Here is a 13,938-nt window from a genome sequence, read left to right on the forward strand (position 1 = left end):
ATAGTTAGGTTTGCTCCCCGACAGAACATGCAGATAAAGGCTAGAACTCGATCGGCAAGAAGACCGGCAAATGCATTGCCAAAATGTTGCCCTATCGCTATGTTCCAAAACAGAATTATAGCGGCATAGAAAGCGGCAAAAATGGTTACGCTCGCAAGCATGGAGCCCCTGCTTCCGGACAGCAGCCGGGAACTTGAAGATCTGGCGATCGAACTGACGTCAGTTGCCAGTCGGTTCGCAGCGCGACTTCATCCCATCATGCGTGCTTCCGTCGGTGATCTCGTGCGCTCGATGAACTGCTATTACTCAAATCTCATCGAGGGACACAACACGCTACCAATCGATATCGATCGGGCCATGGCGGGCGATTTCGCTCGAGAACCAGAGAAGCGCAACCTTCAGCTCGAGGCCCGGGCCCATATCGAAGTGCAGCAGCTTATCGACAGGGGCGAAATGCCCTTCCCTGTGCTGTCGCTCGACGGCATCTGCTGGTTGCACGGCGAGTTCTGCCGCCGGCTGCCAGATGACCTGCTTCTTGTTCGCAATTCCGATACCGGCGAAGAAATCATTATGGTCCCGGGGCAGCTGCGAACGCGGCACGTCAAAGTCGGCGAACACATCGCTCCCGAACCGGAGATGATTGAACCGCTGCTCGCAAGGTTCGTTGAAGCCTACTCGTTCAAGATGCTGTCTAAACTCCAGAAGATCGTTGGGGTTGGGGCATCTCATCATCGTCTCGCATGGATCCATCCATTTTTCGATGGCAACGGACGTGTCTCTCGCCTGTTCTCCCACGCGTTGCTGCGCGACCTTGGGATTGGCTCGGAGCTCTGGTCTGTGTCTCGCGGTCTTGCCAGAAATGTCTCCGACTATAAGCGTCTGCTCTCCCAAGCTGATCAGCCAAGACGCGGCGATCTGGATGGACGTGGCAACCTCACTGAGGCAGGCCTCGCCGAGTTCACGGCCTTCTTCCTCTCGTGCTGTCTCGATCAAGTCACGTTCATGGAAGAGCTCCTCAAACCTGAGGAGCTCTTGAACCGCGTCGAGGTGTGGTGCAATGAGGAGGTGCAGATGCAGCGCCTTCCCAAGGGCAGCTGGCCTCTGTTGCGCGAGGCCATACTGACGGGAGAGTTCGCGCGCTCGCAAGCACAGTCTTTGACCGGATATCAAGAGCGCCAGGCCCGAACCGTGTTGTCCAGTTTGTTGGACTGCGGCGTGCTCACGTCCCCGAGTTCAAAGGGCAAGGTGCGTCTCGGTTTCCCGGTCGATATCATCGAGCGGTGGCTTCCGCGCCTGTATCCGGCCGTTCGCTAGCGTTGGCCACTGTGCGCCACCGACGCGATCGATGTCATCCACGGCCTTGCCGAGCTCGCGAGAGATCATGGGATTGTCTCGCTTCCACGACGACGACTCGTTGAAAAGGTGAACTTCCTGAAAGACCTCGGTGTGAAAGCGTAAAAGCAAAAGACGACCTCGCATTGGAGGCAGCTCAATGCTATCGTTCGTGCAATATGAAACGGGGCAAGACAATCATGGATCTGGCAATTCCCAGCGCAACGAATCTCAGCCTGTTCGTCAGCGCTACGCTGGTGCTGCTTCTTGTGCCGGGACCGGCAGTTCTTTACATCTTCGCGCGCTCGGTCGAGCAGGGTCGTTCTGCCGGGCTCGTTTCGATCCTTGGCATCCATACGGCGACGCTTGTTCATGTCGTCGCCGCTGCTGTGGGGTTGTCGGCGCTCCTGGCGTCATCCGCGCTCGCCTTCAGCGTCGTGAAGTATGCCGGCGCGGCCTATCTGATCTGGCTTGGCCTCAAAAAGCTTTTTGGCCCCTCGGACATTCCCAACGTTGAGGGCGGTTTACCGACACGGAGCCGCATGCGCCTCTTTCGTGAGGGCTTTATCGTTAATCTCCTCAATCCGAAGACAGCACTGTTCTTTCTGGCTTTCTTGCCGCAGTTCGTTGAGGTCAACCATGGCCATGTGGCTATGCAGATCGCTTTTCTCGGGCTTGTTTACACAGCGATTGGCGTTCTGACGGACAGCTCCTACGCACTTGCCGCCGGCACGGCCGGCAAGTGGCTGAAGCGCAGTCCCGCGTACTTAAAGGCTGAACGCTGGGTCAGTGGTTTCGTGTATATCGGTCTTGGCTTGACAGCCGCTTTCGCTGGCAATCAAAAGAAATAGACCGTCCGTCGTCCCCAGGAAGTTGCCCTAAACGGCTAACACGTCGGTGACGATCTGGAATCGACGGTACGTCGTCGCAAAAATCAGATAGCCGTTCGCGTTTATGGGTTCACGACCTAGAAGGCTTGCCGCGATGCGGTGGGCCTTCAGATGCGTCTATCATGATGCGCTCAGGCTGGGGGCCTTTGCCGGCCAAAGCGGCAAAAATCCTGTCGAACACGCCGAGTGGCCCATACTGCAAAGGCGCATCCTTCCACTACAGACCATTGCGGATCACATAGACGATACCACTGACGACACGCTGGTCATCAACCCGCGCAACCCATGCGACAGTGGAAATGCGGAGATATGCGAGCCATTTGGCGCGCGCTTAGCAGTAACAAATCACCATCAGAACCCCTTCAATGGAGACTCTGAATCACATCTCAAACGAAATTAATAGGTCCTGACCCTAGCCTCAACTACCGTTTTTCACGGCCTGCTGAAGCTTTTCGATGTGCTCCCGGCAGAGCGTCTCGATCAGGGCATGAAGTTCCGCGGTGCGCTCCTGGAGCCATTGAAGGGCTTCACCTGAAATCTCGAAGTGCTTCGAGTAGCGCGCCTTGACGTAGGCTTCGTTGAGAATGTTGTACCATGCGGTAAACCGCTGATGGTCGCGCGGCCAGATGTCGACCAGACGGCGGTCACGATCTTCTGAAAGCCCACGCAGGAATTTCAGGTTGTGCGAGGGCGGGGAGTAGTTGGTCAGCGTCAGGAGATAGCAGGAATATGCGGTCTCGACTGACTGGTGGAGATTGAATGTTGCAAGGTTGATGTTCTCTTCCTGCACAAAGAATTTCGAACCTTTCAAAAAGTCGGCTACGTTTTTGAATTGCTTTTCAAAATGCTCTCGCGCCACCCTGAGGGCATCGGCGGGACTGAGCGGTTTCGGTTCTGCGAGCGGCCGGTCGTCGAATTCGTAGAGGATGATGCCTTCGCGGGCGAGATCGACAAAGAAGTATTGCCCGTCATGAAGGAAGTTGCTGATCTCGCGGGCGCCATGCACGATGAGACCCACTGGTGTTTCAATCTCCTTGTCCCACATCAGCCGGTCGGTCGCCTTGTCCCAGTATTTGGGGTCGGCCAGTTCCTTGTTGCTGACGATGACGAGGATATCGAAATCCGATCGATAGCCTTTCGACGTATGTGGTTCATCCACCCATGTGCCACGGGCGTAGGAACCGAACAGGATGATTTTGTAGATCCGCCCGTCCTTTTTGGCCTCGGACTTCGAACGCTCGACAATGCCGGCGAACTCTTCGTGGATGATCCGGACGACCCTTTCCAGTTCGCGCCGCTTTGCCTGCGGAAGATGTCCGATATCCGTTTTCATGGCCTCACCATCGATTCTTCTGAACGGGTATCCTAGCCGTTATCGGCAGGCTATTGCTACTCCACATTGTTGTAGTCCCAATCCACCTGCTGCAACATTATGCGGGGCTAAACCGCCCTCAGCAACCATTAATCGCGGCGTCCTATCAATGTTGCATCTCGACCAAGGCAACGGACCACTCTATCCTCTTGGAATTAGAGGCCTGCCTCGACCTTGATCGCGCGTCCGGCGGAAGGAACTGAAATGGATCTGCGCCAAATGAGCACATTCGTTGCCGTCGCGGAAGAACTGCATTTCGGGCGCGCCTCCATCCGGCTCAACCTCGCCCAGCCTGCAGTCACTGCCCAAGTCCAGGCGATCGAGAAGGAACTGGGCGTTCCCCTTCTCATTCGTTCCACACGCCGCGTACAACTTACCCCGGCCGGCTCTGTTTTTTACGAGCGGTGCGTTCAATTGCTTCGCGATGTCGACGAAAGCTGCGCGATCACACAGGCGGTCGCGGGCAAGGCTGCCAGCAAGATCACCATCGGCACAATCCACCCGGCAACCTTCGGTGTTCTGCCTGATTTTCTTGCCCGAATTGGCCGACGCTATCCGGAAATCCGCATTCACATCCGCAACGGCACAACCGAATCCATCGTACGGGACATTGAGCGCGGACAGGTCAATATCGGTTTCGTCCGGCCGCTGGACAACAACGGCGCATTGCGATGGCAGGCGATAACAGAGGAGCGGTATTTACTCGCCGTCTCCAAAGACAATGCTCTCGCTGAAGCCCAGACCGTCACGCTTGAGGACTTGCGCCGTCAGAAGATCATTTCCTTTTCGCGTTCGAACCTGTCCTACACGGAGCGGTACTTTCTAAATACATACCGTGAGCATGATCTTTCCGACCGGATCGCCTACACCTGCGACGACACACTTTCACTGATAGCTCTCGTTTCCGCAGGTGTCGGGGTCGGCTTCGTTCCGGAATGGGCGGCAAATCTGCCGAACAGGAACTTTCGTTTAAAGGCGGTGGAAGAGATCGATCTGCGCATCGGCCTTGGACTGGCCTGGAGCAAACAGGACCCGACCGCCAATCGTGATGACATCATCGAGATCGGCCGCCAACTCGCATCCACTATTGCGAAAGCACCCGCTCGTAAACAGTACCGCAATTGAACGTCTTGAAACAGCATAACGGCGGGTCCCCGGGTTTCCCGTGTGCGGGACAATCGTGAACGCCTTGGCACATGCGCCCCTTATTCTGTGCGACAACCAAGCAGCAAGTCTGTCGTCGTCACCTCATTGCGCGATATTGCGGAGTTCGGTGACCTTCAGACCAGCAACTTCGAACGAGCCCGTGACGCAGGTGGCGACCGTCAGGTCCCGCGCGAACACCTGGCAGCGATATAAGAACCCACTGGGCTGTAGCCCTCCCTCCGGTCATTGCCCGGGCCATCTCTGGGACATAGGCCTGCGAAGCATCGAAGCCGATTGGCAGAACCCGCCCCGAAGAGTCGGCGGGCCCTCCTGTTCTCAGCGATCCTGATAGATCCCATGCCGCCTGCTGTGCGGCATCGCCCGGGAATGTCAACCGCATGGCGATCGCTCATATGAGGGAGTGCCGTTGTGGGTATTTCCCGTCCTCAGGACCAACTGCATGCTGTTCTCCATCCCCCGCTGGTCGTCCCGCATGTCGAGTATTGGACATATTGCCGAAGGGAGACACTTCTGACGGAGGATGAATGAGGTATCAAAACGTCTCGGAGGCCTTCATTGAGCTGGAGGCTGCGCCGGCGATAGCAAAGAAAATCTGCATGCAGAGCACAGATATCTGCCTGTCGATCATCAACAGGGACAGCGGCAGGCAACTCAACTTCGAGAACGGGTTTGCGATCATCAGAGTCGCTAACGATGGTCTCATCGTACGGGTCTCCGCCGGCGACCTGCTCACGTTCTACGGCATTCAAACGTTGATCGAGGGTCGCTTGTGGGAACTCGCGCCCGGCGCCGCAAGATCAGTGACATGGCTGCCAGCACCAGGGGCCCGGTCCGGGCAATTCCCGAGAACGGCGGCAACGGACATGAGAGAATGAAGTCCATTGGCTCTCTCCGATCAATACAGAAGATTTGCAGGGCGTAGCTGTCGAACCACCAAGTGGACCAGCGTCATGTAATATTGTGCCTGGCGCAGGCCTCGTCGCGAGCGGCTGCCGGCTGCCTCGATTTGACGCAATCAATCCTCTCAGCAACGTTTGTGATCTTCCACCAAACGTTTCGGTCCCGTTCTGCCGATTCCTATCGAGTGAAAACACGGCCTCGTTCGATCGTGCGACGCTGGCGCTCGACAATAATGTTCTGAGTGCTTTTTGCCCGCACCGCCTGCTGCAGCACCTGCAGGCGCTCTCGCATCGCCTCGAAAGCGCGGCGTTGCGCCGGTGAGACGAGATTGCCGGCATCCTTCTCACCCCTCAGGATCGCATTCCGCCCGAAACGCTCGTCGAGCGCCCGGCTGACCTCTGCAAACTCCCGGACGACACGTGGCTCGAGTGAACCCGCAGCAACACCGCGCCTGGTGTTCTTTTGCTTGTCCTTGTTCTGCCTGTTCACATCTGCCACCAGTTTCCGGAGTGCATCCTCGGCCGCCTGCGATAGCCTTGGGATGGCAACCGCCATGCGCCGACGCTCCTCGGTGACGGCTCGAGTCTCCGCATCAAGGGCTGTCGCCCACGACACACCGAGCGAACGCACGCGGCTGGCAACTTCCGGCACGGCCTGGCGCGCTTCCTTTCGTTCGCGACCGACGGCGAGCAACCTGTCCATCAGGCGGTCAGAACCACGCAACGCACCATAGGCAGAGGGATCGTTGCTGACCGCCGCGGCGATCCGCTCGCCGGCGAAACCTTGTCGGATAAGCTGCTCGATCTTTTCAACCGCGCCTGCAGGATCGCGCCAGATGAGCGTCGCGGTCTCGGCAAGGGCTGCGTGATGGTGACGATAGTGCGCGACAGCGCTGGCACGGATGCGCGCTTCTTCTTGCACCGACGTCTTGAACTCGGTCACGGCGGCCAGCATCGGCAGCATGGGTATCGCTTCCTGTCCAACCTCGACGCTCGCGCCGGCGACGATCTTCGAACGGTCCTGTTTTTCGGCCAAATGCTGTTCCTCTGAAAAACGCCTGACAACGGTGAACAGGCTCGTCAGCTTTTCGCAACGCTCGGGAGCAAGATCCTCCGGCATACGCTCGGCGATGTTAGGCTGGGCAACCACATCGGCCTTCGCGGTGAAGGCGCTCCAGCCGAAGCGTGCGGTCAAGGCGTCGTTGACGGCCTTGACCTCCTGAACCACTTGGCGGTCCTCGACGGCATAGACGAAAGCGGTCTTGTAGGCATCGTCCCCGCCCCGTTCGCGGATTCTCTCGATTTCGACGAGGCGTGCCATTGCCGGCTTCGACAGCATCGGGATCGACAGGGACATATGGGCGCGTCGTTGCTGTTCGCGGATACCGAAGCGCTCGGCCTGCCGGCGGAATTCCGTGGCATGGGCGCGCGCCAAGGGCAGCAATTCCCTCAGAGTGGCCATTGCGTCCGCGCGCTCGTTGCGGGCTATGCGTCCGTCGACCACCAGATCAGAACCGCGCAGTCGGCCGAGCTGATCCGGTGCTGCGGCAATATCCTCGGCAAGCGTCAGAGGTTCAACGTCACCGTCAGACGCCAGGGCATTGAGGGTCGAGAGGGCGGCCACCGGATCGCGGTAGATTTTCTCCAGCAACGGCCGCAGGATCGCTTCCCGATCCTTCCAGGCATGCGATGAAAGCTGCGCCAGCCGCGCATCCTCATCGACACTGCGAGCGAATTGAGTGGTCGGCGGAATCAGATAATGCCCGCTGACCGGAATTCTTTCAGCGACAGTTTGCGCCCGGTCCTCATGGTAGGCGGCACGACGCTCCCGCTCGATCGAGAAGCCGAGGGCCACACTCGCGCGCTCCCAGAGTTTCGCCACCAGCTCTCGCTTTTCCGCAACCCACGCCAGCCGCCGGGAAGCGCCCTCCTCCATTCCGGCCGCGGCCTGGGAGAGCGTGTCGAGCCCGCGCCGCCGCGCGAAATCCTGCGCATGCGCCCGGTAGCCCTCCTCGCTCTCGAAATCAAGCGTCGTGGTTTTCGCACCGGAGCGCGACAGGCGCTCGACCAGACGCCCGAACAATTCCGGCCGGTGGCTCTCCTTCTCGATGCGCTCCTGGCGCACTTCCGCGGATTCGATCTGCTTGGCCGTCCAGACATTGCGGTCGACCTCGCGTTCCTCGGTGCGCTTCTCGCCGGTCTTCTCGTCAACGACCGTAATCTCGACCTTGACCTTTTCGACACCATCCTTGCGCAGCGTCACGGTGTCGCCCTCCGAGACGCCCGCCTCCTCCAGCGCTTTCGGCAGGCTCACGCCCCAGAGGCGATGAACGGTCCCGTCATCAGTCCTGACGTCGGCATAGGGACTCTCGTCGGCATCCTCGTCATCGGGCCGGAACTTTGCTTCGCCCGTTTCCACGAGCTCGCCGGTCACGCCGGCCGCATGATCGGCGCTCGGTTTCCATCCCCATTCCGGTCTCGCCTCGAAATCCTCTTTCGCGGCATAGAGGTCGGCGCCGTCGCGATGACGCGTCATCGACACATAGGTTAGGTGCTGGTCCATCATGCCGGTGGCGAGCACCAAGGTCCGATTGACGGTCGACCCTTGAGATTTATGAATAGTGGCGGCATAACCATGATCGACATTGCGATAGCTGTTTTCGCTGATCACAGCATCGCGGCCATTGTCGAGACGGACGGACAACAGGGCATCGCTACGTTTGTTGCCCGTGGAAACGACCGTGCCAAGCATGCCGTTCTTCACATATTGCGGACCGAGGTTTTTGGCGCGCGGCTCCACGAAACGGGCATTTTCAAGAAAGATGATCCGGTCACCGGCAGCGAACTCCCGCTCACCGCGCTCTGTCCGGAACGAGCGATGATCGCTGAGTGCGCCGGCGTCGATCATCACCGATCGCAATGCCTCGTTCAGCCGCTTAACGTCCTCGTTGGTGTGGGCGAGCACGAGCAGCTCGTCGCCGCGCAGGTGGCCTTCCCTGCCCTCCGAGACGGAAGCCTCGATCGCCCGATTGCGCGCCTCCGTCCAGTCGACAACGATCCGACCGACGATCTCATCACGCGTGTCCGCCTCGACCAGATGGCCATGTTGGGCATAGGCGTCGAGGCCTTTCTCGACCTCGCCGCGCGCAAAGAGCCGGGAAGCATCGCGCGCCCATTGTTCGTGCTGACGGCGGACGCCAGTGAGTTCGGCAAAGCCGATCCGCTCCGATATGGCCCGGAACGCAGCACCGGCCTGGATCGGCTGCAACTGCATGGCATCACCGACGAGGACGACTTTTGCCTCAGCCTCCTCGACGGCTTTCAGCACGCGCGCCATCTGCTGCGAGGACACCATGCCGGCCTCGTCGATGACGAGCACATTGCCGCGCTCGAGCAGATCGCACCCGCTCGCCCAGGCCAGTTCCCATGACGCCAGCGTGCGCGACTTGATGCCCGAACTGTCTTCCAGTCCTTCCGCCGCCTTGCCGGCAAGTGCTGCTCCGACGACACGGCGACCGTCGCTTTCCCAGGCAACACGCGCCGCCGCAAGCAGCGTCGACTTGCCCGCGCCGGCAAGACCGACCACCGTCACGATACCGCTCTCGCCCGTGACATGACGGACAGCGTCGACCTGCTCCGCGTCGAGCCGGAACCGCTTTTCAGGATCAGCAGTCTCAACAGTCTCGACGGCGGCAGCGACTGCCTGAGGGGAAACCGCGAAACCCTTGCGCTCGGAAAGAACGCGCGCCGACTGCGCCATGTCATATTCGATGCGCAGCATATCGCGCGTGGTGAAGACGGCCGGCTCCGCCGCCTTTCCGGTCTCAGAATCGAACACCTGCGGCTTCAGGGTCACGAGATCGTCCGACGCCATCAGGCGCGCCCGGATGTTGGCGAAATCGACGGGATCGTCGACATAGCGGTGCAGCGCCCTGGCGATCTCCTTTTCGTCGAACGTCGAGCGCTCGCCACTGAGCTGCTTCAACAGAAGCTCCGGTTCCGCGAGCAATCGATCCGCCATGTCCTGCCGGCGGGCAAGATCGGCCGGCGCAAAATACATCTCGACGCCCTTGCGGGCGAGCGCTGCCTTTTCCGGGCCGAGATGCTTTTGCGAAATCCCGTCAAGGCCCTGTTCAGCATAGGAGCGCCCATCGAGACGGATCTCATGGCCGGCAAGCGCCAGATGCCGGTTTGCCGTGTCCGCCCAGGCGATCTTCCACGCCTTCATGGTTTCCTTATCGCCGGCCCAGAGCTTGTAGACGATCTTGCCGTTCGGACGGTCCGGCGTGACGACGCGCAGCGGCTCGCCATCTTCGCCAAGCACAGCAACCTTCTTCGGCCCGAATCCCTCCTCCGTCAGGGGACGCAGCGTCGTCACCAGATGGATATGCGGATTGCCCTCCTTGTCGTGGAACACCCAGTCGGCAATCATGCCCTTCGACGTAAAATTGTCCTGCACGAACTCGCGCACCAGGGCGATGTTCTCCGCCCGTGTCAGTTCCTCCGGCAGGGCGATGATGAGTTCCCGAGCGAGCTGTGCATCCGCCCGCGTCTCGAAGGCGTCAACCGCATTCCACAACGCCTCGCTGGCGGCGGCCACGCTTTTGCCTTCGATGGCCGTCTTCAGCCAGGCAGGTATCTGGTCCGGCAGCGCCAATTCCTCATGTACGAGTTCAGACGCCCCTCCCCGATAGCTGAAGGACGTACCGGCCTGCTCGTCTATCATCCGGGCGCGATGACGATAGGCAGCGGCCGAGACGATGCTGCGCCCCGCTCCCCTTCCGATCACCTGCGCTCTGACGAACATGATCGCCACGACTGGCCTCCGAACCTCTCAAGTACGTCGCGACAGCGACGTATATTGCGCCCTCAAACCGATCGGACCGCAGGGCCGATACCGCTTTTCCGGAAGACGGCCCAAGCCGGAATTCCGGCATCGACGTTTTGGGGACTTGTGCATAGTGGCATATTTGACTACCATTTTCTAGTAAGTTAAATACTCATCTGCGATTTTTTCGAACCCTGGAAGGATACTAATAGTGGCGACCAAATTGGCGATTCTAGATATTGACGCTCAGATCGAGAAGCTGCGAGAGCGTAAAAAAACTTTGATAGTAAAATCTGCCGATCGTTTCGCGCGCGCTGCGACAAAGTCGGGGCTGGCGGAAATGGAGATCGCTGATGAGGAGGTCGACCGCATCTTCGAAGAGATCGCAGCGCGATTTCACAAAGCTGAAAAGAGGGGGTCTGGTGGGGCATCTGCTGCGCCGCGTGGACAGGCAAATGGTGGGGCTGGTGCGGAGACGGAGGTTCCTCATGACAGCTGACCGGAAAAAGGAAGCCCGTGAGAAATTTCTGCTTGGCGGCATCGTCGTCCGAGCCGGGCTGTCGAAAGCGGATCGCGCCTTCCTGCTCGGCGGGTTGCTCGATCTTGCGAGGATTGCACCGAGTTCACCGGAGCATCGGCGGCTCCGGGGGATCGGAGAGGAGGCTTTCAAAGCCCCGGTGCTGGATGGCGGCACGCCGCTCATGGTCGAGGCCGCAGAATGACAATCAGAGCAAATCCCCACCTGAGCCTGTTGCTCATACTCGTGCCGATCACAGTCACAGCTTTTGCCGCCTATGTCGTCGGCTGGCGTTGGCCGGAACTTGCCGCCGGCATGAGCGGAAAAACACAATACTGGTTTCTTCGAGCCTCTCCCGTGCCGGTTCTCTTGTTCGGACCACTGACGGGACTTCTGACCGTCTGGGCTTTGCCGTTGCATCGCCGAAAGCCGATCGCGATGGCGACGCTCATCTGCTTCCTATTCGTTGCTGGCTTTTATGCTTTGCGGGAATTCAGCCGGCTTTCACCGTCCGTCGAGAGCGGTGCGGTGACATGGAACCAGGCGCTGTCGTTCATCGATATCGTCGCGGTTGTCGGGGCCGTCGTCGGTTTCATGGCGACGGCGGCGTCCGCGCGCATCTCGACGGTCGTCTCCGAACCGGTGAAGCGCGCCAAGCGCGGTACTTTCGGAGACGCGGACTGGCTCTCCATGTCCGCGGCGGGCCGGCTCTTTCCCGACGACGGGGAGGTTGTCGTTGGGGAGCGTTACCGTGTCGACAGGGAAATCGTTCATGAGCTGCCCTTCGATCCAAACGATCCGGCGACCTGGGGACAAGGCGGCAAGGCGCCGTTGCTCACCTACCGGCAAGATTTCGATTCCACTCACATGCTGTTTTTCGCGGGGTCCGGTGGGTACAAAACCACCAGCAACGTGATCCCGACAGCACTTCGATATTCCGGACCGCTGATCTGCCTCGACCCGTCCACCGAGGTCGCGCCCATAGTCGTCGAGCATCGGCGGGAGAAACTCGGGCGTCAGGTGATGGTGCTAGACCCGACAAACCCGATCATGGGCTTCAACGTGCTTGATGGCATCGAGACCTCCAAGCAGAAAGAACAGGACATTGTCGGCATCGCCCACATGCTGTTGTCGGAAAGCGTGCGCTTCGAATCGTCGACCGGGTCCTATTTCCAATCGCAGGCACACAATCTTCTGACCGGCCTTCTGGCGCATGTAATGCTCTCGCCGGAATATGCAGGACGGCGAAACCTGCGCAGTCTTCGTCAGATCGTCTCCGAGCCGGAAACCTCCGTGCTCGCGATGCTCCGTGACGTCCAGCAGAATTCAGCGTCGAAGTTCATCAGCGAAACGTTGGGCGTGTTTGTCAACATGACCGAGCAGACGTTCTCGGGCGTGTATTCGACCGCGTCGAAGGATACGCAATGGCTGTCGCTCGACAATTACGCAGCCCTCGTTTGTGGCAACACGTTCAGAGCCAGCGATCTCATCGGCGGTAAAAAAGACGTGTTCCTCAATATCCCCGCATCGATCCTGCGCTCCTATCCGGGGATCGGGCGTGTCATCGTCGGCTCGCTGATCAATGGCATGATTGAAGCTGACGGCGCGTTCGAGCGCCGGGCGCTGTTCATGCTGGATGAGGTGGACCTGCTCGGCTACATGCGCGTGCTCGAAGAGGCGCGCGACCGTGGTCGCAAGTACGGCGTCAGCATGATGCTCCTCTACCAGTCCGTCGGTCAGCTTGAGCGGCATTTTGGAAAAGACGGTGCGGTCTCGTGGATTGACGGCTGCGCGTTCGCGAGCTATGCCGCGATCAAAGCATTGGAGACAGCGCGCAACGTCTCGGCGCAATGCGGGGAGATGACCGTCGAGGTGAAGGGCAGTTCCCGCAACATCGGCTGGGACACGAAAAACAGCGCATCGCGAAAATCAGAGAGCGTCAATTTCCAGCGCCGACCGCTGATCATGCCGCATGAGATCACACAGTCGATGAGGAAGGACGAGCAGATCATCGTCGTCCAGGGCCACAGTCCGATCCGTTGCGGTCGGGCGATCTATTTCAGACGAAAGGACATGGCCACGCAGGCCAAACCCAACAGGTTCGCCAAGCTGAGACCTTAACGGCTCAAGCGTTTTCGTGTGCGTCGTATTCGGCTTCTGTCGGCCATTTCGTTTCCTTCATGACGGTCAGAGCCGCGTCGATTGCCTTGCGCGCCTCGATCAGGTCGTAGCGTCGGTTTGACGGATCGGCATAAACCCCGAAGCCATTGACGATGCGACCGTTAAAACCACCTTGCAACCTTTCCAGCGCGGATGACACGTGCTCCTGGATGGAGTTTGTCGCGGCGGCCGCTTCTTCAATGGATGCCATCTGATTTTCCTCGTTGGAGATAGTACGATCTCTCGAACATAGCCCGACCGGCCAGTGAAAGCGAGCCGAACCCCTCGCTGATTGATTAGCCGCGGTCACCGCGGCGGAACCGTGCGGGACGTATCTTGCAGGCCCGGTGGCGTGATCGAGTCGAGAAAGATTGTGTATCCGATGGAGAAGCCGGCGAAACCGAAGGTCATCAGAATGAAAGCCCAGAACGGCATACCGTTCGCTGCCTCGGGCTTGACGAAGGCTGCAATCGAGAGCGGCAACATGACGATTGCCGCCAGCATCGCCATCCCGGTGAACGGGCGAAACATGCTGAGAATGTAGAAGGCGAGACACCACGCGGTGTGGAGCGTCGCCTTCGTCAGCGCACGGACGATCAGGAGGAGAAGTCGCGCGATGGCAGGAAACACTCGCCGGGTGCTGCGGGGCTCCGTCGCCTCGGACCCGATTTCGGCGGCCAGCGGTTTTGTCGACATTGCTGGCTCCATCTTTAGCGGAATTCCGATCGCTGGGATTCTAGACCGAAGCTGCGGCTAAGGGCAAGAACGAGGTT

At 59.4% G+C, this 13,938-nt stretch carries 11 protein-coding genes; 7 read left to right on the forward strand and 4 right to left on the reverse strand.

Going from position 1 to position 13,938, the window contains the following annotated elements:
• The first annotated feature begins 141 nt into the window (after positions 1–141).
• Both EM858_RS17225 and EM858_RS17230 read left to right on the forward strand, forming a co-directional pair.
• The gene (locus EM858_RS17225; protein ID WP_127757393.1) at positions 142–1,314 is read left to right on the forward strand and encodes a Fic family protein; all 1,173 of its coding nucleotides are present in this window, start codon (positions 142–144) and stop codon (positions 1,312–1,314) included.
• A gap of 218 nt (positions 1,315–1,532) precedes the next feature.
• The gene (locus EM858_RS17230) at positions 1,533–2,183 is read left to right on the forward strand and encodes a LysE family translocator (protein ID WP_127757394.1); all 651 of its coding nucleotides are present in this window, start codon (positions 1,533–1,535) and stop codon (positions 2,181–2,183) included.
• A gap of 457 nt (positions 2,184–2,640) precedes the next feature.
• On the opposite strand, the gene EM858_RS17235 is transcribed toward EM858_RS17230, so the two are convergent.
• A complete protein-coding gene (locus tag EM858_RS17235) occupies positions 2,641–3,555 on the reverse strand; it encodes a nucleotidyltransferase and HEPN domain-containing protein (protein WP_127757395.1) in 915 nt (304 codons plus the stop codon).
• Positions 3,556–3,798: 243 nt separating this feature from the next.
• Between EM858_RS17235 and EM858_RS17240 the strand changes: the two genes are divergently transcribed.
• Together EM858_RS17240 and EM858_RS17245 are read left to right on the forward strand one after the other, a co-directional pair.
• A complete protein-coding gene (locus EM858_RS17240; protein ID WP_127757396.1) occupies positions 3,799–4,719 on the forward strand; it encodes a LysR family transcriptional regulator in 921 nt (306 codons plus the stop codon).
• A 566-nt stretch (positions 4,720–5,285) separates the two neighbouring features.
• Positions 5,286–5,636, forward strand: a complete 351-nt coding sequence (locus tag EM858_RS17245; protein ID WP_127757397.1) for a hypothetical protein — start codon at positions 5,286–5,288, stop codon at positions 5,634–5,636.
• Positions 5,637–5,838: 202 nt separating this feature from the next.
• Here EM858_RS17245 and traA read toward each other — a convergent pair whose 3' ends face one another.
• Complete coding sequence (traA, locus tag EM858_RS17250; RefSeq protein WP_127757398.1) at positions 5,839–10,476, reverse strand: Ti-type conjugative transfer relaxase TraA; 4,638 nt, start codon at positions 10,474–10,476, stop codon at positions 5,839–5,841.
• A gap of 223 nt (positions 10,477–10,699) precedes the next feature.
• Here traA and EM858_RS17255 point away from each other — a divergent pair, with 223 nt between their 5' ends.
• Genes EM858_RS17255 through traG form a run of 3 tightly spaced genes read left to right on the forward strand, consistent with a single transcriptional unit; the run spans position 10,700 to position 13,126 of the window.
• Complete coding sequence (locus EM858_RS17255; protein WP_127757399.1) at positions 10,700–10,987, forward strand: TraC family protein; 288 nt, start codon at positions 10,700–10,702, stop codon at positions 10,985–10,987.
• Positions 10,977–11,210 (forward strand): conjugal transfer protein TraD, encoded by a 234-nt coding sequence (locus EM858_RS17260; protein ID WP_127757400.1) that lies wholly within the window; start codon positions 10,977–10,979, stop codon positions 11,208–11,210. Before EM858_RS17255 ends, EM858_RS17260 begins: the two co-directional genes overlap by 11 nt.
• On the forward strand, positions 11,207–13,126 hold the full coding sequence (traG, locus tag EM858_RS17265) for a Ti-type conjugative transfer system protein TraG (protein WP_127757401.1): 1,920 nt from the start codon (positions 11,207–11,209) through the stop codon (positions 13,124–13,126). The genes EM858_RS17260 and traG overlap by 4 nt, the downstream gene beginning before the upstream one ends.
• A gap of 4 nt (positions 13,127–13,130) precedes the next feature.
• On the opposite strand, the gene EM858_RS17270 is transcribed toward traG, so the two are convergent.
• Together EM858_RS17270 and EM858_RS27435 are read right to left on the reverse strand one after the other, a co-directional pair.
• Positions 13,131–13,376, reverse strand: a complete 246-nt coding sequence (locus tag EM858_RS17270; RefSeq protein WP_127757402.1) for a hypothetical protein — start codon at positions 13,374–13,376, stop codon at positions 13,131–13,133.
• 95 nt (positions 13,377–13,471) lie between these two features.
• Complete coding sequence (locus EM858_RS27435; protein WP_245483012.1) at positions 13,472–13,861, reverse strand: hypothetical protein; 390 nt, start codon at positions 13,859–13,861, stop codon at positions 13,472–13,474.
• Positions 13,862–13,938 lie beyond the last annotated feature (77 nt).

This window comes from Agrobacterium sp. CNPSo 2736, assembly GCF_004005385.1.
Taxonomy (GTDB): domain Bacteria; phylum Pseudomonadota; class Alphaproteobacteria; order Rhizobiales; family Rhizobiaceae; genus Agrobacterium; species Agrobacterium leguminum.

What these genes read in the sequence shown, in the direction of transcription:
- EM858_RS17230 (WP_127757394.1), top strand. Translation starts at nt 1,533, where the DNA reads ATGGATCTGGCAATTCCCAGCGCAACGAATCTCAGCCTGTTCGTCAGC.
- EM858_RS17260 (WP_127757400.1), top strand. Translation starts at nt 10,977, where the DNA reads ATGACAGCTGACCGGAAAAAGGAAGCCCGTGAGAAATTTCTGCTTGGC.
- traG (WP_127757401.1), top strand. Translation starts at nt 11,207, where the DNA reads ATGACAATCAGAGCAAATCCCCACCTGAGCCTGTTGCTCATACTCGTG.
- EM858_RS17245 (WP_127757397.1), top strand. Translation starts at nt 5,286, where the DNA reads ATGAGGTATCAAAACGTCTCGGAGGCCTTCATTGAGCTGGAGGCTGCG.
- EM858_RS17270 (WP_127757402.1), bottom strand. Translation starts at nt 13,376, where the DNA reads ATGGCATCCATTGAAGAAGCGGCCGCCGCGACAAACTCCATCCAGGAG.
- EM858_RS17225 (WP_127757393.1), top strand. Translation starts at nt 142, where the DNA reads ATGGTTACGCTCGCAAGCATGGAGCCCCTGCTTCCGGACAGCAGCCGG.
- EM858_RS17235 (WP_127757395.1), bottom strand. Translation starts at nt 3,555, where the DNA reads ATGAAAACGGATATCGGACATCTTCCGCAGGCAAAGCGGCGCGAACTG.
- EM858_RS27435 (WP_245483012.1), bottom strand. Translation starts at nt 13,861, where the DNA reads ATGTCGACAAAACCGCTGGCCGCCGAAATCGGGTCCGAGGCGACGGAG.
- EM858_RS17240 (WP_127757396.1), top strand. Translation starts at nt 3,799, where the DNA reads ATGGATCTGCGCCAAATGAGCACATTCGTTGCCGTCGCGGAAGAACTG.